The sequence below is a fragment of the Microcoleus sp. FACHB-68 genome (genome assembly GCF_014695715.1).
GTDB lineage: Bacteria > Cyanobacteriota > Cyanobacteriia > Cyanobacteriales > Oscillatoriaceae > FACHB-68.
Genome location: NZ_JACJOT010000016.1, coordinates 194,790 through 213,733, shown reverse-complemented (window position 1 = coordinate 213,733; position 18,944 = coordinate 194,790). Strand labels below are relative to the sequence as shown.

The window sequence follows — 18,944 nt, the reverse complement described above, 5'->3', positions numbered from 1 at the left end:
CTTAGGAGTCCTTACACATAGAAGCCGAAGTTTGCTTTGAAAATCAACAAAGTTAAACTCGGCTTTTTTTAATTAAGTAAAAAAACTAAACTGCCTACTGCAAAAGATTAATAAAGGACTTTGCTCAGGGCAAGTTTCCGACTGCGTTCCGAGAGCCGATCAAGATTCAGTTGATTGTGATTATCTAGGAGATTTTCTTTTTCTAAAAACTCCAAAATCGTAATACTTAAAAGCATTTCTACCTGAGATGCCCGATTGCTGAGCCAGTTATGCGTTTCGGTATCTTCGGGAAAGCGTTCGATACATTCGCTGGTGTAACGGCGAAATTCTCTAACTTCGTGTAATAGACGAACTAAATAGCTGGGGCACTCGCAGGCTATTACATCGGCGGCCTCACAAAGAGCGAGCAACTGTTCATCAGAAAACTCTAATGAAAGTTGAAGATTTTGGCTGGAATCGCTCATATTTCTTGTCAACATTAGGTTAACCTTAGCCTTGCTTAATTCAGGGGTTTCTTTAAAGACTGAGTGATAAATCGTCTTATGAAATAAAAGATATTGGACTAAAAAAATAAAGTGCTGCAACACTTACAGCTAAGATTGTTATAAATTCTTAAAGAAACTTATACAATCTTAATAAATTATTAAATTTTAAGGCATCTATCTTAAGACAGATGTCTAAATGCTGGAATTTATTAAGCGTGGCGGTCAAGTAGGCTGCGGATGGCACCGGCAACTGCATCTGGCTGCTCAAGCATTGCCAGGTGTCCGCAGTCAGGAATTTCAATTACATTGTCACCATCGACTTGAAACAGTGAGTGAAAGCTGGCCAAATGACGCACATATTTAGGTGCCATAATCGAGTCCCGTGCACCGGCAATGAAGTAAACCGGCTGCTCGATTTGTGACACGACTTGGGGTAATTTGTTGACCTCAGCTTCAGTGGTGGAATCGAGTAAGCTTGCTAAAGCCGCCTCTGGGTGGGCCATGACAAAATCTATTAACCGTTGCCGGCACCAAACGCGAGCGATGGGACGTGCCACCTGCGCCCGTGCAAACAACAAATCAATGAAAGGTAGATAAGAAAGCCAGCGCGGGCGTAGTTTCAACATTTGCTGGCCGGCAGAGCGAAAGCGTTCAAATTCTTCTTTGAGATAAATACCACCGCCGGCATTGATGCAAATCGCACCTTTAACGCACTCAGGCATCTGGGAAGCCGCCCACAAGCCAATGCTGCCGCCAAGGGAATGACCGATTACCCAAGCGTTAGAAATATTCAGATGTTGCAGCAAAATGGCCAAATCTTGAGCGTAGGCGGCTGGGGTATAACGGGAAACTGCGACACTGGCGCTCTCAGAACCGGCTAACGCTAAGGTTTTGCCATCGCTTTGCTGGGAATTTTGGCACAGTTGAGAATCACCGAACCCCCGCAGATCGTAAGCAAGGCACTGATAAGCCGGTGCCAACCTTTCAATTAGGGGTTGCCAGTAGCCTCGACTAAGCAGCCAGCCGTGGATGAAGACGAGCACAGGAGTAGATGGAGTGGGAACGGTTAAATCGTAAGCGTGCCGAACTCCCTGGATATCGATAGTTGCCATATTTTTATCCTATCCCGAAGTTCTGCGGGAAAGATCGGCAATTAGAAGACGAGCTTACAGGAAGGCAGGAATCAGCAATAACAGCTGGCATCAAAATCGCCGGCCAAGCAATCTCTGCCGCACACTTTCAGCAATTTTGTGGCCGAGATAATCTGGAATCAAGCTTTCATTTGGGCCTAAAAGGTAAAGAATCAACCGAGTACGCCCTCGCCAAACCAGCAAGTTCGCATTGACAACCAACAGATCCTCTTGCCAAATCGCGTACATCACCTTGTAAAACAATCCAGGTTGGTTATCAGCCTCAATTAACAAAGCCGGCAGGTGGAAGACAGGGTCAACATAAAATTCAGTCTCTACGTCTTCTAAACCGGCATCCAAGTTGAATTCTACTGCCAGCATCTCTTCAACTTCAAAATGGCCGGCTAGCGCCTCTCGCACGGCTCTACAAACGTTTTCTGAAGTCTTATCCGTGAGTGCTTTGCCTCCCCGCGACACTACCAGCTTGATAAAAACCAACATCGGCGGATAAATTTGGCCATACAAACTCAGGCTGTGGATCGTTAGTCCGTAGGCAGCCAAAACGCCAAAAATATCACTCAGTAAAAATGACTGGTTCCGGTAGGCAAAATGCAGCGCACTTTTGTTACCTTCAGGTCTCAGCTCAATCACAGCTTGCTTGGTTTTGTAGAGCTGGTAGGCGAGCTTGAGGTTTTGCAGTTGGATTTCACTGCTGACAAATTGCTCGTAGAACTGAGGAAACGCCCGGTTAAAGCGCTTCAGAAGTTCTAGTGTGGATGATTTCAAACCCGCAGCCATAATTGGGAAAAACTCGCTTGCCCGATCAAATGCACTAGAGAATACAAATCCCAGTGCATCTACTATAGAACTCTCTGTTCTGGTTAATCGGTCTCAACTTTCCAGAAAAAATGATGCACTGGCTTTCTCATCGTATTCTTGAATTGAGGGGTGTGGGAACTTTTGATCACAAAAGTAGAGTTCGGTGTATTAAGCGCAGTTTTTCCACTCGCCTGTCAGGGTGTGCCTTTAAGCTAACGGCGTGAAGGTTACTCCGAGTTGCCGCACCCAGCAATTATTGGTGAAAACCTTTGAGGGATTGGGTTCTGGAGCGCTCGTCCAATCAACCGCAAACACGTTAAACTTGAAACAGCAAATCCACGACGGTGCGGGCGCTGCAGCGGGGTTATCCCAAAATGTTTCGTCTCACCCATGTGCAGATTTAAGGCCACTGTCTGGCGCACAGCAATCACAGCGGCGAACCGACTCTAGATGAACGAAGATTTGGCCTTGGTCTGACCGAACGCCGGTTCGGATGCAGACCGAGTTCTGGCGTCACTGTCAAAATGCTCGGCTAACGGTTCGTGACACCGCTTTGATGCGTAAAATCCGCATAAGTGGTACACTTCCTCCCTGAGAAACCTTTTCCTTTTATAGGGATTAGGCGCGTTAACTTACTTGTACTACCATTACCAAGCCTGCATGGGTTTTTGGAAAAACTTGTTTAGCGGTTCTGACGGCTCTTCGGCTCCTAACAAAGGCCCAAGTGAAGAATATCCTTTTGGTGCCGGCGATTCTTTTACCCAGACGCTGCGCGATTCTTCTCCGGAGATGCTACGCGAACGTGCCGGTTCTAATGTTCGGATTTATTTCAGTACCGACCGGGATCTTGACCTCTACGAACTTGAAGAACTCTGCGATGCCGTCGGTTGGTCTCGACGTCCGCTCCGCAAGGTCAAAAAAGCCATTCAGCACAGTTTTCTCGTCGTTTCGATGTGGGAGCAGCGAGGAACCCAGCGCCGTCTAATAGGCTTTGCCCGCGCCACCTCAGACCATGCCTTTAACGCCACACTCTGGGATGTGGTAGTTCACCCAGATTACCAAGGCAAGGGAATGGGTAAGGCACTGATGAAGTACCTGATTAAAAAACTTCGCAGTGAAGATATCAGCAACATCACCCTCTTCGCTGACCCCCATGTTGTGGATTTTTACCGAAACCTTGGCTTTATGCCCGATCCTGAGGGCATCAAAGGAATGTTTTGGTATCCAGATTAGAGGCTAGAGGAAGTGGGGATGGGATCGGGTGGCTAGTGCTGTCCCTTCTATCCTCCGTCCCTAGTCCCTAGTTCCTAGCTTCTAGCTGGAGGACGCGGCGAGGGAACCTGACGCTGCTGCTGAGGTGCTGGAACTGCATGGGGCGCTGCGGACTCTTGCTGCAGTTGCTGCCGGCCATTTTGGATGACTCGCATCATTTCACCCAGCTGCTGCTCGATGTTTCTCAGGACGCGATCAGCGTAGTCGTCTGCGCCATTGTGAATTTCTTCGCACTCCGCTATGGCGCGATTCCGCATTTCTTCTATTTCCTGTTGAGCTTGCCGGCGTGCCCGTTCAATTTCAGCAAGCGTTTGTTCTTGAGCTAACTCACACTCCTCCTCTACTTGCAGCCGGATTTGCTCAGCTTCTAATTTGGCCTGCCGCACTAGGCCCATTTCATCGAGAATCTGGGTCGCTTCTTGCTCTGCTGCAGCAAGGATTTCCTGAGCGTACCGTTCCGCTTGGGCCAGAATTTCCTCTTTGCGACGGATAACATCTTCGGCTTCGAGATAAGCCGCAGGAAGATTCAGGCGCACGAGATCGAGCTGATCTAGCACCTGTTCTTCATCAATGAGCGTACGTCTAGTGAGCGGAATGCGCGGACTGTCGAGGATCATCTCCTCAAGCCGGTTGAGTTCGCGCTGGATATCTATCCCTCCTGATCCACCCTGGAGTGATTCATCCTGAGGGCTGAGTTCTGTGCGGTCGGTATTGATCCGGGATGTGTCCTGGCGTAGCATCTGGAAATATCTAGGGCGACGTGTTTAGGAACAAGGTGATCGACAGAGCCACCGAACCTGGCGATCTCTTTCACTACACTACTACTTAAAAAACTGTACTCCTTGGAAGTGGCTAGAAAAACTGTTTCAATTTCATCTGAGAGGGTTTTGTTGGTGAGCGCCATTTGCAGTTCCATCTCGAAGTCTGAGAGGACGCGCAACCCCCGAAGCAAGACTTGGGCTTGTCGCATTTTGGCATAGTGCACCGTTAGTCCCTCAAAGCTATCCACTTCAAGGTTAGACAAATGTCCTGTAGAAGCGCGAATCTGGTTGATGCGCTCGTTTGCAGTAAATAGGGGGGTTTTGTTGGGATTGCGTACCACCGCCACGATCACAAGCTCAAAGAGCCTACAGCCTCGCTCGATGATGTCGAGGTGACCCAGAGTTATCGGATCGAAGCTACCAGGATAGATTGCGATCACGGGCGTTGGCATCTAAGTTTGTAATGCTAATGTTACAGTATTCCGAAACTTTGTCTAGCGCCAACCATAGCTTTGTGGGCTGAGGGTTGTTGTGTCATCGCACACCATTCAGCTAAAAATAGCTGCGTGATTGCGCTGAGGCCCAGGCGGAGTGTGTGTTTCAGCTTAACAGTTAAGCCATTACCCCCACAGGTAAGCAAGCTGGTCAGTTGTAGATAGTGGGCACCCTGATTGATCCATAAGTTTTTCTAGCCGCTTAAGTGCTAGAAAATGCTCTGACCACATCATACTTCCTATTGTTCTGCAAACCTAAAATCCAAAATTTAAAGTATAAAATTTACTGTGTTATAACGGGATTGCCGGCTCTTGCCTCTGCATAAAGGCGGGTTATCGGGAAAAAACACTCTAGTAACATAGTTTATGCAGTTTCTACAGCACTTTTTTAAAATTGAAGGCTGGCAGGCTCAAGTTAAAAACGCGCTTTTACGCTGGATAATTATAGGAACCGTTTTTTCTACGCTGTTTTCTCTGACAGGTTATTTGGGCGGCTTCCACAGATATTTAGAACTCACAAGCCATTTTAAACTGCAATACCTGGTTGTTGGGTGTATTGCCTTCATTTTTTTCTCGGTAACGCGTCGCAAATGGTTGAGTCTTGTTAGCCTCTTCTGCGTCGCGCTAAACCTTGCTGTTATCGTTCCTTGGTATATTCCTCAGCCAACAGATGCCACTGTTTCTGCCGGCACTCCGCTGAAGGTTTTGCTGGCAAATGTCTTAACTTCTAACCGGCAATACTCAAAAATTATCTCCCTCGTTGAGAAAAACTCACCTGATATTGCAGTTTTCTTAGAAGTGAATGAAGTTTGGTCAAAACAGCTAGAAGCGATTCAGGATATTTTGCCTTATTCTTTGGTTTATCCCAGAGAAGATAACTTTGGTATCGCCCTATACAGCAAAACAGCCCTTAACGATCCAGCTTATAAGTTTTTTGCAGATGAAGATGTGGTGAGTTTACTGGCAAATGTCAGTATTTCCGACCAAATCGTTTCCATCGTTTCCACACATCCACTACCTCCCAGTAATCAAGAATATTTTAACGGGCGAAACACACAGCTCGAAGAAATTAGTAAATATGTCCAGCAGCTCAAAAATCCACACTTAGTTGTTGGAGATTTGAATGCAACGATGTGGTCGCCCTATTATAAACAGTTTATCCAAAAATCCGGACTTCATAACACAAGGGCCGGCTTTGGCATTTTACCCACTTGGCCGGCTCAATCGCCTCTACTCTATATTCCTTTGGATCATTGTTTAGTTAGCTCAAAAATTAAGGTTAGAGAGACTAAAACGCTTGAAAATATTGGTTCAGATCATCTACCTTTGATTTGTGATCTGGCACTCCCAAGAAAAACCTGATTTTGTGTATTAGAGAAAAAATCGTCCAGTGTTCTTGCAACTCTCAGCAGATATTAAGAAGTTTTTTATAAAATGTTATTTGATAGAACAGAAAATTGATGAGTGCTGCAACAAAAATACCAGCCGATAAATTTTGTAAGCTAAACATTTTACCTATCATTTTTAGGAACCGGCTAGAAGCCGGCCCCACAAATTGATATTCTTTGCTTACCATGCCACCTGCACTCGCTCTTGAACAACCCGCCGGTAGACATCCTCAGTCTGTAACGCCAGCTTTGGCCAATTAAACCGGCGTTCTAAATCCTCGTAAGCATTATCAACCAGCCACTGGGCATAACCTGGGTTCTTCAAAACCTCTAGAATGCCCCAGGCTAAAGAATTATAATTGTTCACCCAAGTCACGATGCCGGTTTTGGTGTGCTGTACTACCTCTGGTAAACCGCCGGTATCTGAAACGACAACCGGCACCCGCGCCGCAAAACTTTCTAACGCCACAATGCCAAACGGTTCGTACAGACTTGGGAAAACCGCACAATTGGCAATTGCCTGGAATTTATGCAAATCGTCTTCAGGCATAAAGCCGGTGAAATAGCAATGATGCCAAATCCCAATATCCCAAGCGGCTTTCTTCAAATGGTCAGTCGGGCCACCGCCAATAATTACAAATTTAACATGACCCCCCATTTCCCAAATCACTTTGGGCGCGGCACTTAGCAGGACAGACACACCCTTTTCATAGCTCATCCGCCCCACATAGTAGACGATTTTCTCATCATCAGCAGCAAAGCGCCGGCGGAAGTTCCAAGCGTCAAACTGGTGCAAGCGCGGTTTCTTCTCTGGACGGATGCCATTGTAAATTACATCCACCTTGTCCCACGGACTGTTTAAAGCCCATGCCACCTCTCGCCGCATATAGTTGCTACAGACAATGACGCGCCACGAATTATAAACCAAGTCTTTTTCTTTGCCGCTAATATAGCGGTGTTCGTCGTTGTAGATGCCGTTATACCGGCCATATTCTGTGGCGTGGATCGTGGCAATCAGCGGCACCTTAAAATTGTGCTTCAGGGCAATTGCTGCATCTCCCACCAGCCAATCATGGGCATGGATTAAATCAAACGGGCCTTCTTCTAACATCAACTTGCCCCCATGATGGCCCATGCTTATATTCATGTTGCCAATCCACTGGAAAAAGTCGTGATTGTGGCCCACCGGCACCCGATGCACCCGAATTCCATCCACCACCTCATACATGGGTGCGTGACCGAACTCTACGGTGATCAAATGAACCTCATGTCCCAACTTCACCAGTTCCGGATATAACTCCGCTACATGGCGAGCAATTCCCCCCACAAGTCTGGGTGGAAATTCCCAACTCAATACAAGAATTTTCATCGTTTTAAATCTCAATCAAGGATTTGTAGAACTTTACATAAACTGATGAATGTTTATTACCTTAATATCCCCAGAATGGCATAAAAAAAATCGTTCCGCATAAACTTTTTTGAGGGGATGACAGGTTACAGGCTAGAGGAAGCAGAGATGAACGATGAGAGATGAGGGGGAGTGGTGCGTTTCTCCCACTTTCCCCCATCCCCCTAGGCAGGTTTCTGCAAGATCGGTTCAATTTCTTTGCGAAAAACTTGCCATGCTGCAACAGCAGCCGGCTCTGAAGCAACACCCTTTTGCATAAAAATGACCCCATCTTTAAAGTCAACAATGCCATATTCTCCGCTCCCTGTGACCTGCTCGATCACCGGCACCGTTTCCTGCAATTTTTGTCGGTCACTTTTAAAGGCGGTTTGGTACTGCTGTAACTGCCACAAGTCAGCAATCGCATAGTCTACTTTCTCAACTTCCCTAGCATCATTGCGTAGCTGTAAATCAGGGAAGCGAAGGATTTCTCGCCGGCTAGACAGATGGGGCACAATATAAGTGCTGGCAGAAACGCTGGCATCCGGTGGAATTTGTTTTAAAAATGAGCGAATGTAACCCACATGATGCCACTGCCTAGGCAGCGACACATACACCCAAGGCTGAATCGAATCTGGGATTAGGAAAGAAAACGTTCGATTCGGGTTGGAAGTTAAGCAAAACAGCAGAGAAAGGCCGATACAAATTGCCCAAAACCGACGAAACGAGGGCTTTTTAAACCATTCTGGATGGTGGTGCCACCAGAGAATTGCGCCGTAAAATAGCCCTGGCACAACTGCCATTGCATAGCGAATGTTAATCGCGATGGCAGACTCGCCGCGCTGCATGAAAATTTGCAACAAGGGAAATCCGGCAATTGCCCAAGAAGCCGGTGAAAGTGCCGGCACAAATGCCAAGGGCAACCATTGACCCAACAAGTATTTAATCGTGCCAAAAAATGGTGAGAATAATTCTGCAATCAAGCGCCACGGTTTACTGATAATAGCCCAAAGAATATCTAGCGTCGTGGCTTTGTCATTATCCACATATTGACCAAACCGTTCTATCATAAACCGGCGAGAAATATCCTGGGAAAATAAGGGCATGATTGCATTCGTGAGAATTACCATATAGGCAAAGCTGAGGGTGCATAAAGCTAAGCCAACGCGGGGAAATCGCTTGCTGACAATTGCATAAAAACCGACGCCAAATAAGATAACTCCGCTATCTTCCCTAACGGCTAAAATCAAAATTGCCAAAAGCCAAAATAGCCACCACCAGCGTTTTTCCATCGCCAGTAGTAGCCCAAAGACGAACAGGGGGATCTGGCAAAGGTCGTGGAAGTTTGATAAAGTTGGGCCAATTATGGCATTGGCTGCATAAAAGCTGACGGCGATCCGTGCTGCTAAGGCCGGCTCTAGATACTCTCTAGCGAGTAAATACAGCACCCCGCCGGCACAAGTGACTAATGTTACCTGCAATACAATCAGGGTGACTGGAGAGGGAAACAGGGCGTATAGAGGCAGCCACAGCAACAAAGCTGGGGTAAAATGCTGCCCTAGCCGGTGGTAAAAAACCTCTGGAACTTGGCCATCGTGAACGACGTTGGTCGATAGGGTAGAAGAGAGAGAACTTTGAAAAAAACGACCATGAATGCCGTTCCAAAAGACCTGGTTAAAAATGCCTTGGTCATAGGAGGCGTAGAAACTAAAGTGCCGGTGTAGTGTGAAGATTAGGCTGAGAACAAAAAACACAACCGCAACACTCACCACCAACCGCCAGGGATCTTTATGCAAGCGCAACAACATCACTCACTCACTTTGACATAATGTTAAGGCTCTCATGTTAAACTTACCGGCTCAAGATATCCCTGCTGTTTCACCTCCCCGTGAAGGGTTGCCGATAACTTTGACGCAATGACCATACCCAAGACAGATGCGTAATATGATGATTTATACACCCAAACAGGCTAATTTAGATATATAAAGAAAAAAGAAAGATATTTTCCTGGCCAAGGGTCGATTAGCCAGCCAATGAAAAATGTATAGCCTCTTTACCAGCGTCGCTCGAAAGGGATTGGATGTTAGCATCTTCTGAAAAGCCTACCAACTCTGATGCACCTTTACAGCTACTGCTGTTTGTAGATAAACGTCCGAACTCCCGGCACCATATCCGCCAAATTCGCCATTATCTGCAGGAAGTCAAGACAGATTACCCCTTTGAGCTGCAGATCGTCGATGTGGGAGAACACCCCTATTTAGCCGAACACTTTAAACTCATCGCCACGCCGGCGTTGATTAAAATCCATCCTGAACCCAGGCAGACGCTAGCCGGCACGAATTTGGTCGCCCAATTAGAGAATTGCTGGGCGCGGTGGCAGCGTTCTGTTGCCGATTACATGGTTCACTTAAAGTCTAAAGCCGAGTCAATCGAACCGGCCACTTCAGAAACCTGCATCAGTTCCGTGACTTATTCAGCGGAAATGATGCGGCTGTCGGACGAAATTTTTTGCTTGAAGCAAGAAAAGGAAGAACTGCTCGATCAACTACAGTTCAAAGACCGGCTAATTGCGATGCTAGCGCACGATCTTCGCAATCCCCTCACGGCAGCTTCGATTGCGCTAGAAACTTTAGAATCTAACTATGCGCCACAGAATGGAAGAAATTTTAGCTTAACGCCGGCCTTAACTGCTCAGTTAATTAAACACGCCCGCACTCAAACGCGTTTTATTAACCGAATGATCACCGATCTTTTGCAAGCGGCGAACGGTTCAAACGCTCAATTACACATTCACCCCAAACCGCTCAATCTTGGAACTCTCTGCGAAGATGCAATTGAACAATTTCAAGAGCGCTTAAGCCAAAAATCCCAGATTTTGAAAACAGATATTCCCAGCGATTTACCCAATGTTTATGCGGATCAAGAGCGGGTACGCCAAGTAATCGTTAATCTTTTGGATAATGCGATTAAATATACGCTTGAAGGCGGCATTATTCAAGTCTCTGTGCTTCACCGCACAACTCAAAAAGTTCAGGTGAGTATTTGTGATAATGGGTTGGGAATTCCTAAGGAAAATCAAAAGCACATTTTTGAAGATCATTTTCGCCTGAAACGCGATGAAAATCAAGATGGCTATGGAATTGGTCTTTCTTTATGTCAGCGGATCATTCGGGCGCATCACGGCCAAATTTGGGTAGATTCCGCTCCCGATCAAGGCAGTTGTTTTCATTTCACGCTGCCGGTTTATCGGAAATAAACATCAATTTTAAAGAATTTGAACTGTTTAATAGATTTGAAGTTACAAGTTAAAAATAAGGGAAAAATTCTGAAGACGTGAATTTTGATTTAGATTCCTAAATTCAAATTTACGAATTCAAAATTTTCTTCCCCTTGCTGTAATTTGTTAAAATTTAATCAATCAGTTTCAGCGTTCCCCGACGCACGCAGTAGAGTATCCGGGTAATAATTGCTTGATGGTCTTCACTAAGCGAATTACAGAACATCGCTTCTTGCAGGAGAAAGCAATCTTTACGAGTGATACTGCCTGTACTCAAGCTGCGAGCAAATAATTCTTCGAGCGTAACTGAACTAAAGCTGATTCTATATGTGCTTTCCAGCAAACCCTGAGATTTCATCGTTCTACGCAAACTCGATGCGTTAAATATGCTTGATTGCTTGGGCGTAGTAGGTGATGTATTCCATGAATGTTTGTGAAAAGATTTTGCTGTGCCGGTGACGAAAGTCATTGACAGATATAGAATAATCTAGTATATAAAGTCTCAATTTGCTACCTACACCCATCAAAACCTTCAGGGCAAGCGGACGACTTAAGTTAAGGTTGCCATTAAGCAGAGAAGCCGGCGCTGTAACCCTTAGCCGTGTGTGTGGGTCATTAGATTATTGGTCCTTGGCAACGAAGCGCCGATTTCTGCCCCCCCATGTTGATATATTTTTGTTGGCAAGACTATTCAGTAGTTAATCGCACAAATAATGTTTACCGCACGCTATCGTTCAATCCTGGCCGGCATTCTGGCAATTCTGACTGTGTTTGTGGTCAGCTGTAGCAGTCCGACAGCAACCAAGCCTCCCACCTACACCACGGCTCAAATTGAGCAAATTCACAAATACGTCCCAAAAATCACTGATTTGCGCGACCGTATGGGAGCACTCCCAAGCCTGCTCAAAAACCGCGACTGGGTAAATGTGCAGACGTTTATTCATGGGCCTTTGGGCAGCCTGCGTCAAGACATGGCCTACCTCAGCCAAAATCTCCTTCCCAAAGAACAGTCGGCAGCGCGTCAAGCAGCTAAAGACATTTTTGTTCATCTAGAGGCGCTTGATAAAGCCGCTCAAGAGAGCAACTATGAAGTAGCTGTGGAAAATTTTGGGGAAGCGATGAAGGATTTCAACGCCTTCTTGCAGGCAATTCCCCAAGTGTGATCGAGTTTAAAGTTTAAAGTTTGGAGTTTAGATTGAGCTTTTAAATCTAAACTCTAAACTTCTTTGTGAAATGAACTCACAACTGTAGAGCAAATCTTCCACATTTAAAGTTTGATCGCTTTAGTGCAGATAGATACAAGTAAACCGCCACTCTCCCACTCTCCTCCACTCGCCTGCTAGATTAAATTAATGAGTCATGTTGCAGTTATCGGGTGCGGTGTCGTTGGGGCGATGATCGCCTATGAACTTAGCCGGCTTGAGGGGTTAAAAATTACGGTACTCGACCGGCAACCCCCGGCTGAGGCGGCTACGGGCGCAGCCCTCGGTGTTTTAATGGGCGCGATTTCTCAGAAAGTGAAGGGCAGGGCGTGGCAAATGCGCCTTGCGAGTCTGCAGCGCTATGAAACGTTAATTCCAGAGTTAGAAAGGCTGACGGGTCGCCAAATTCCTTACAACCGGCAGGGCATTCTGATGCTATGTTTTGCGGATGAGGAGATGGCTAAGTGGCAAATATTGGCGGATATTCGCCGATCACAAGGCTTGGCGTTAAAAATTTTAGATAAAGCTGCGGTTAAGTCTAACTTTCCTCAACTTGGTTGCCAGCAGCTAGCCGGCGCAATTTATTCACCCCAAGACCGGCAAGTTGATCCGGTGGCGCTAACGCAAGCTTTGGTTGACGCTGCGAGGCGCAATGGTGTGATATTTAAGTTTGGCGTAGCGGCAGAAGAATTTAATCGGGCCACAAACCCTGATGCTCAGCAGGTTTGCCGGCACATTTACACAACAGCCGGATCGATGCCGGTGGACTGGGTTGTGCTGGCTGCTGGTTTGGGTTCCACCCAGCTAAGTTCAGCATTAAAGCAGCCGGTTGAGATTAAACCTGTGCTGGGGCAAGCCTTGCACCTGCGCTTACGGCATCCTCTAGGGCGTAGGGATTTGCAGCCGGTGATCACCGGCGATGATGTGCATATCGTGCCTTGTGGCGCAGGATCGCAAGCTGCGGGAGATTATTGGGTGGGGGCGACGGTTGAGTTTAGCGAAAATGGAAATGAGCCGGTGGCCGATGCCACACAGCTTGAGGCAGTTTTGCAGCAAGCGATCGCACTTTGCCCAGCTTTAGCCGAGGCTGCTGTGATTAGAAAGTGGTCGGGTTTGCGCCCACGCCCAGAAGGACGCCCCGCGCCGGTGATCGGTCATTTAACCGGCTATTCTAATGTTTTACTCGCCACCGGCCACTATCGCAACGGTATTTTACTCGCGCCGGCAACTGCACAAGCTATCTGTCAACTGATTGCCCCCAACCCTGCCTAGCCGGCCAATACCTCCTTTGCGGGCAAGATTTTTGGCGTATTTTTAAATACATTTGCCCCCACTTTTATTTGTAGCTGAGGGCCAGAACGCGCCAAGCGCAAAAGCATTCCATCCACAACCGGCGCTTGGGTGATAAGATTTTCATCCGAATAAGTTCCATTCCCGCCTAAATTTAGAATCTTCCATTTGCAACCTCTGCGCTGCAATTCAACGTGGTAGCGGGAAACCACAGCGCTATGAATAATCACATGATTATCAGACGATCGCCCGATACGAATCACTGATTCGTCTTCAAAAGTCCAACTTTGAGTCGGTAGATTAGGAATTCGATGCACCAAGATCAGAGTAATCACGATCCACCCCGGATAATTAAGTGAGTATACTCATCAAGTGGCGACGAAATTATCAAATCAAATGTTTCGCAAAATTTGTTAATTTTAGTATCAATAGCTGTTAAATATTTTCGATTTTTTTCCGTAGAAATGCGGATATTTAAATTCCATACTTTCTATATTTTTTGGGGAAATACTGAAAAATTGATGGGAGTCGTAGCTACATCTGCAAACCTTTGTTGTATATTACGAAATGTTAATACCTTCAAGAAATAGTTATTTCCTCATCTTATGAGTATGTCTGCCAAGCCTTTCGGTAAACCGCGTCCCCTATGGCGAGTTGTTTTCCTCTCTGGATTTAGCCTGCTGCTGTACTATGGCTGGTACAAGTGGATTATTCAAGAAGAGTTGCGCCGGTATAACGGTTACGGTTGGTCTGGTACAAAATGTTTATTGCCGTTTGTATTAGGTGTTACAGTTCCTCAATTGCTGCGAATTTTTGATCCTGATGTTCCGGGATGGTTCGGATGGTTTTCTTTACTGGGAATAGTCTGGATTTATATTGTGCAATTTAAGCTTTATAACACAGTGAATCAACTGTATCGGCAAGCAGGAATGAAAGAACCGCTTGTCGTTTGGTGGATGTTTATCCCTGGATTAAATTTAATTGTTGGATTACGACAAATTCACTTTTTAAGTGAGTTTTGGGCAAAAGAACAAGGGCTGACAGTCAAAGATTCAATCGCAGAAACTTTACCTTTTCTGTCAGCCAATGTTTAGCAAGTAAGTTGGAGAATTCCTGCCTTACTAAAGAAAATTAGTTAACAGCGATATCGAGTGTTCGCACTAAAAAAGCCCACTTGTCGGCAAGTTCTTCAATAATTTTAGCAGTGGGTTTACCGGCACCGTGTCCAGCTTTGGTTTCAATGCGAATTAACACCGGCTTTTCGCTTTGATGCGCTTCTTGTAAGGCAGCGGCAAACTTGAAACTGTGTGCCGGTACGACGCGATCATCATGATCTGCTGTAATAATTAGGGTTGCTGGGTAAGCCGTTTCAGGCTTAAGATTGTGGAGCGGTGAATATTGATGCAGCACTTGAAATTCTTCCGGGTTTTCTGGGGAACCATATTCAGAACACCAAGCCCAACCGATGGTAAATTTATGGAAGCGGAGCATATCCATCACCCCGACTGCCGGCAATGCAGCACCAAATAAATCGGGGCGCTGAGTCATGCAAGCACCCACTAATAATCCCCCATTACTGCCGCCACCAATTGCAAGTTTTTCTGGGCGAGTGTACTTGTTATCAATCAGCCATTCTGCTGCCGTAATGAAATCATCGAAAACATTTTGTTTGTTTAATTTCATGCCGGCTTGATGCCAATCTTCGCCATATTCCCCGCCGCCGCGCAGATTAGGAATTGCCAAAACTCCGCCGAGTTCTAACCACACCACTTGTCCGACTGAAAAGCTAGGTGTCAGCGATATATTAAAGCCACCGTAGCCATAGAGATAGGTGGGATTATTCCCGTCTAGTTTTATTCCCTTTCTGTGGGTAATAAACATCGGCACTTGGGTGCCATCTTTGCTGCTATAGAAAACCTGTTTGGTTTCGTAATCATCGGGATTGAAATCAACGTTTGGCTGACGGAAAAGGGTACTTTTCCCGCTGATCATGTCGTAACGGTAAATCGTTGCCGGCGTTGTGAAGCTAGTGAAGCTATAGAAGGTTTCTGTGTCGTAGCGCTTGCCGTCAAAGCCGCCGGCTGAACCAATTCCGGGTAATTCAACTTCGCGCACAAACGCGCCGTCTAAGTTAAAGATTTTAACGACAGTTTGGGCGTCTTTTAAATAATCAGCGACAAACTGATTATTAAGCAAACCAACCCCTTCCAGAACATCATCAGATTGAGGAATAATTTCTTGCCAGTTTTCCTTCGCCGGCTTGTTGATATCAATGGCAATTACTCGTCCACGAGACGCATCTAAATCTGTGCGAAACCAGAAAAGTGAGCCATCGTTATCCATCATGTTATAACTGGCTTCAAACTCGCTGATCAGTTCGATGATTTGAGCATCTGGATTGGTTAAATCTTTGTAGAAAACCAGATTTTTGGGATCTGTTCCCCGCCAAACAGAAATGACTAGATATTTGCCATCTTCGGTAACACCGCCGGCAAACCCCCATTCTTTTTCGTCGGGACGCTCATAAATTAACACGTCTTCAGTTTGAGAAGTGCCGAGCCGGTGATAGAATAGTTTTTGGTAATAATTGACATCTTCTAATTGGGTCTTTTCGTTCGGCTCATCATACCGGCTGTAAAAAAAGCCTTGAGCATCATGAGTCCAAGAAGCGCCAGAGAATTTAATCCATTTCAAATGATCGGAAAGATCGTTGCCGGTTTCAATCTCCCGCACTTTCCACTCTTGCCAATCCGATCCAGAAGAAGATAAACCATACGCTAAAAATTGCCCATCTTCACTGATAGATAAACCCGAAAGCGCAACGGTGCCATCTTCAGAAAGTTTATTCGGATCTAACAATAATCTCGGTTCGCCATCAAGAGATGTTAAAGTGTACAGCACACTTTGGTTTTGCAATCCATCATTTTTAAAATAAAAATATCGATTGTTTTTTTTGAAAGGAATGCTGTATTTTTCGTAATCCCAAAGTTGGGTAAGGCGTTGTTTGATTTTTTCTCGTGCGGGAATTTGCTCAAGGTAGCCAAATGTAACTTGATTTTGTGCATCAACCCAAGTTTTTGTTTCTTCTGAATCGGGATCTTCTAGCCATCTGTAAAAGTCGGCAACCGGCGTTCCGTGATAATCATCAATTTGATCGGCTTTGCGGGTTTTTGGATATTCTAGAGCTTGATTGGAATCTGACATGGTGAGGAATTTTAATCAACACTGTCCAGTTTAGCGTTAGAAAGACATGGCAATTGATGATGACCGGATGGCAGAATAGAAACAACCCCCACAGCCTTTCGCCTCTGCCATGCCTTATTGCCTCAATCCCTCGTGTCAGAAACCACAAAACCCAGATGGCACAAAATTCTGTGTTAATTGCGGCACAAAATTGGTGCCATTGCTCAGAGGGAGATACAGCATAATTTCTGCACTGGGTCAAGGGGGTTTTGGCAAAACTTATTTAGCAGAAGACGAAGACCGGCGCAAAGCGATTTGTGTGGTTAAACAGTTTTCACCCTCGCCGGCAATTCAAACCTCTGCGCCGGCACTGCAAAAGGCAATTGAACTGTTTCATCAAGAAGCCGAACGATTGTTGCACTTAGAAGATCATCCCCAAATTCCGACGTTATTTGCCTATTTTGAGCAGGATACTTATCTATATTTGGTGCAGCAGTTCATCAAAGGGCAAACTTTAATTGAAGAACTGGAACAGCAAGGAACATTCAGCGAAGCAAAAATTAGAGAATTATTAAATGATTTGTTACCGATTCTTCAGTATGTACACAATCGGCCAGTCATTCACCGAGATATTAAACCCGAAAATATCATTCGCCGTCAAAGTGATGGCAAATTAATCTTAATTGACTTTGGAGTGGCTAAACAAATGTCTGGCACTTCATTAAGTCAACAGGGAACACTGTTAGGAACTCCCGGCTATGCGCCAATAGAACAAGCAATGCGAGGGGTGGCGTATCCGGCGAGTGATTTGTACAGTTTAGCGGTAACTTGCATTCGGTTAATGACCGGCATTTTCCCAGATTTAGACGGCTCAGATGAGCTTTACGATCCTTTAGAAGCTTGTTGGTTATGGCGAGAAAAACTCCCACGTGGTACAACTGTTAGCGCTGGATTAGGAGAAGTTTTAGATAAGCTGCTCCAAGATTATGTTAAAGATCGCTATCAATCAGCAACCGAAGTGTTAGAAGCTTTGAATGCTCAGCCGGTTGCTCCCAGAAATCTTACAATTCCACCAACCTCAACCGCCACTACATTTGTCCAAGGTGGTAGAGGGAAAGTCAATTTACAATCTTTTAACTTTGAAGTGGTGACAGTGGATGCGTGGGGAAATCCAATTAACCTACAGCGCCACCATGCCGAATACTTTGCCGAAAGTCTAGGAGGCGGGGTAATTTTGGAAATGGTTTCTATTCCGGGGGGGGCTTTCTGGATGGGTTCACCCACTATTGAAAAAGAGCGTGACTCCAGCGAAAGTCCGCAGCACAAAGTAAATATAGCGCCCTTTTTTATGGGAAAATATGCCGTCACTCAGGCGCAATGGAAAGCGGTTGCGTCTTTACCTAAAGTTAAACAATATTTGAGTCCAGAACCCTCCCATTTTAAAGGAGCAGACGCGCCGGTTGAATACGTCACCTGGCACGATGCTGTAGAGTTTTGTGCGCGACTTACTAAAAAAACAGGGCGATTTTATCGCTTACCCAGCGAAGCTGAATGGGAATATGCCTGTCGCGGGAGAACAATTACACCCTTTCACTTTGGCGAGACAATTACCCCAGATTTAGCCAATTATGACGGGAATCATACCTATGCTTCTGGGCCAGAAGGTAAGTCTCGCCACATAACAACGTTGGTGGAGACTTTTCCACCCAATGCCTTTGGACTTTATGATATGCACGGGAATGTTGGGGAATGGTGCGCCGATCCTGGGCATGAAAACTATGTTGGTGCGCCGGTTGATGGCAGTGTGTGGGATGCCGGTGGAAACAAACAATACCGGATGCTGCGTGGTGGTGCTTTGACTGAGTCCCCTGGGAATTGTCGCAGTGCGAGTCGCGCTAGGGAGGAGCCTAATAGCAGTTGGAAGAATTGCGGTTTTCGCGTAGCTGTTTCTTTGGCGTAGTTTCCCGAATCATTGTGCCGTTTTCTCTAGGTAGAAATGTAGCGCTATGCAAACAAAATTTACTGAAGCCGGCTAATTGTTTCTGAGGCTTTTAAATACTTTATTGGAAATTAGCCGACCTTTTTTGAAGAACTATATATGGCCGCACTTTTTCTATTATGTTTATCTTAGCACAAATTTCAAATTTTCTATATTTTTTTCAAAAATTTTTATGCCAATATCCTCTACAAATAAATTGGGATATCCTGCGTATGTCTGCGGCACCCTGCGCTATCATCTGCGTTCATCTGCGTTTA

General features: G+C 45.8%; 17 protein-coding genes. 7 read left to right on the top strand and 10 right to left on the bottom strand.

What is annotated here, in order from left to right; translation table 11 throughout:
* Window positions 1–107: 107 nt before the first annotated feature.
* The 3 genes from H6F73_RS22325 to H6F73_RS22315 form a co-directional block, all read right to left on the bottom strand.
* The gene (locus tag H6F73_RS22325) at window positions 108–464 is read right to left on the bottom strand and encodes a hypothetical protein (RefSeq protein ID WP_190760962.1); all 357 of its coding nucleotides are present in this window, start codon (window positions 462–464) and stop codon (window positions 108–110) included.
* Between the two features lie 230 nt (window positions 465–694).
* The gene (locus tag H6F73_RS22320) at window positions 695–1,597 is read right to left on the bottom strand and encodes an alpha/beta hydrolase (protein WP_190760961.1); all 903 of its coding nucleotides are present in this window, start codon (window positions 1,595–1,597) and stop codon (window positions 695–697) included.
* 90 nt (window positions 1,598–1,687) lie between these two features.
* The gene (locus tag H6F73_RS22315) at window positions 1,688–2,413 is read right to left on the bottom strand and encodes a hypothetical protein (protein ID WP_190760960.1); all 726 of its coding nucleotides are present in this window, start codon (window positions 2,411–2,413) and stop codon (window positions 1,688–1,690) included.
* 681 nt (window positions 2,414–3,094) lie between these two features.
* On the opposite strand from H6F73_RS22315, the gene H6F73_RS22310 reads away from it, so the two are divergent.
* A complete protein-coding gene (locus H6F73_RS22310; protein WP_190760959.1) occupies window positions 3,095–3,667 on the top strand; it encodes a GNAT family N-acetyltransferase in 573 nt (190 codons plus the stop codon).
* 74 nt (window positions 3,668–3,741) lie between these two features.
* Here H6F73_RS22310 and H6F73_RS22305 read toward each other — a convergent pair whose 3' ends face one another.
* Together H6F73_RS22305 and coaD are read right to left on the bottom strand one after the other, a co-directional pair.
* A complete protein-coding gene (locus H6F73_RS22305) occupies window positions 3,742–4,446 on the bottom strand; it encodes a hypothetical protein (RefSeq protein ID WP_242072602.1) in 705 nt (234 codons plus the stop codon).
* Complete coding sequence (coaD, locus tag H6F73_RS22300; protein ID WP_347239601.1) at window positions 4,356–4,907, bottom strand: pantetheine-phosphate adenylyltransferase; 552 nt, start codon at window positions 4,905–4,907, stop codon at window positions 4,356–4,358. Before coaD ends, H6F73_RS22305 begins: the two co-directional genes overlap by 91 nt.
* Before the next feature lie 420 nt (window positions 4,908–5,327).
* On the opposite strand from coaD, the gene H6F73_RS22295 reads away from it, so the two are divergent.
* Window positions 5,328–6,323: an endonuclease/exonuclease/phosphatase family protein gene (locus H6F73_RS22295; RefSeq protein ID WP_190760957.1), complete on the top strand. Its 996-nt coding sequence runs from the start codon at window positions 5,328–5,330 to the stop codon at window positions 6,321–6,323.
* Window positions 6,324–6,530: 207 nt separating this feature from the next.
* Here H6F73_RS22295 and H6F73_RS22290 read toward each other — a convergent pair whose 3' ends face one another.
* Both H6F73_RS22290 and H6F73_RS22285 read right to left on the bottom strand, forming a co-directional pair.
* Window positions 6,531–7,718 carry a glycosyltransferase family 4 protein gene (locus tag H6F73_RS22290; protein WP_190760956.1) on the bottom strand — a complete coding sequence of 396 codons (1,188 nt, stop codon included), beginning with the start codon at window positions 7,716–7,718 and terminating at the stop codon, window positions 6,531–6,533.
* Window positions 7,719–7,921: 203 nt separating this feature from the next.
* A complete protein-coding gene (locus H6F73_RS22285) occupies window positions 7,922–9,544 on the bottom strand; it encodes a DUF2079 domain-containing protein (RefSeq protein ID WP_190760955.1) in 1,623 nt (540 codons plus the stop codon).
* A gap of 272 nt (window positions 9,545–9,816) precedes the next feature.
* On the opposite strand from H6F73_RS22285, the gene H6F73_RS22280 reads away from it, so the two are divergent.
* Complete coding sequence (locus tag H6F73_RS22280) at window positions 9,817–10,992, top strand: histidine kinase (RefSeq protein ID WP_190760954.1); 1,176 nt, start codon at window positions 9,817–9,819, stop codon at window positions 10,990–10,992.
* Window positions 10,993–11,146: 154 nt separating this feature from the next.
* Here the strand turns inward: H6F73_RS22280 and H6F73_RS22275 are convergent, their stop codons facing one another.
* Entirely contained in the window at window positions 11,147–11,371 is a 225-nt protein-coding gene (locus H6F73_RS22275; protein ID WP_190760953.1) for a hypothetical protein, read from the bottom strand.
* 355 nt (window positions 11,372–11,726) lie between these two features.
* Between H6F73_RS22275 and psbQ the strand changes: the two genes are divergently transcribed.
* Both psbQ and H6F73_RS22265 read left to right on the top strand, forming a co-directional pair.
* The gene (psbQ, locus tag H6F73_RS22270; protein WP_190760952.1) at window positions 11,727–12,176 is read left to right on the top strand and encodes a photosystem II protein PsbQ; all 450 of its coding nucleotides are present in this window, start codon (window positions 11,727–11,729) and stop codon (window positions 12,174–12,176) included.
* A 189-nt stretch (window positions 12,177–12,365) separates the two neighbouring features.
* Window positions 12,366–13,487, top strand: a complete 1,122-nt coding sequence (locus H6F73_RS22265) for an FAD-dependent oxidoreductase (RefSeq protein WP_190760951.1) — start codon at window positions 12,366–12,368, stop codon at window positions 13,485–13,487.
* On the opposite strand, the gene H6F73_RS22260 is transcribed toward H6F73_RS22265, so the two are convergent.
* Window positions 13,484–13,840, bottom strand: a complete 357-nt coding sequence (locus tag H6F73_RS22260) for an FHA domain-containing protein (RefSeq protein WP_190760950.1) — start codon at window positions 13,838–13,840, stop codon at window positions 13,484–13,486. The two genes, H6F73_RS22265 and H6F73_RS22260, sit on opposite strands and share 4 nt — an antisense overlap.
* A gap of 276 nt (window positions 13,841–14,116) precedes the next feature.
* Between H6F73_RS22260 and H6F73_RS22255 the strand changes: the two genes are divergently transcribed.
* Window positions 14,117–14,599: a hypothetical protein gene (locus tag H6F73_RS22255; protein ID WP_190760949.1), complete on the top strand. Its 483-nt coding sequence runs from the start codon at window positions 14,117–14,119 to the stop codon at window positions 14,597–14,599.
* A gap of 37 nt (window positions 14,600–14,636) precedes the next feature.
* Here the strand turns inward: H6F73_RS22255 and H6F73_RS22250 are convergent, their stop codons facing one another.
* Window positions 14,637–16,709, bottom strand: coding sequence for a prolyl oligopeptidase family serine peptidase (locus H6F73_RS22250; protein ID WP_190760948.1), 2,073 nt, complete (start codon window positions 16,707–16,709; stop codon window positions 14,637–14,639).
* Between the two features lie 109 nt (window positions 16,710–16,818).
* Here H6F73_RS22250 and H6F73_RS22245 point away from each other — a divergent pair, with 109 nt between their 5' ends.
* Entirely contained in the window at window positions 16,819–18,648 is a 1,830-nt protein-coding gene (locus H6F73_RS22245; protein WP_190760947.1) for an SUMF1/EgtB/PvdO family nonheme iron enzyme, read from the top strand.
* Window positions 18,649–18,944: the final 296 nt, after the last annotated feature.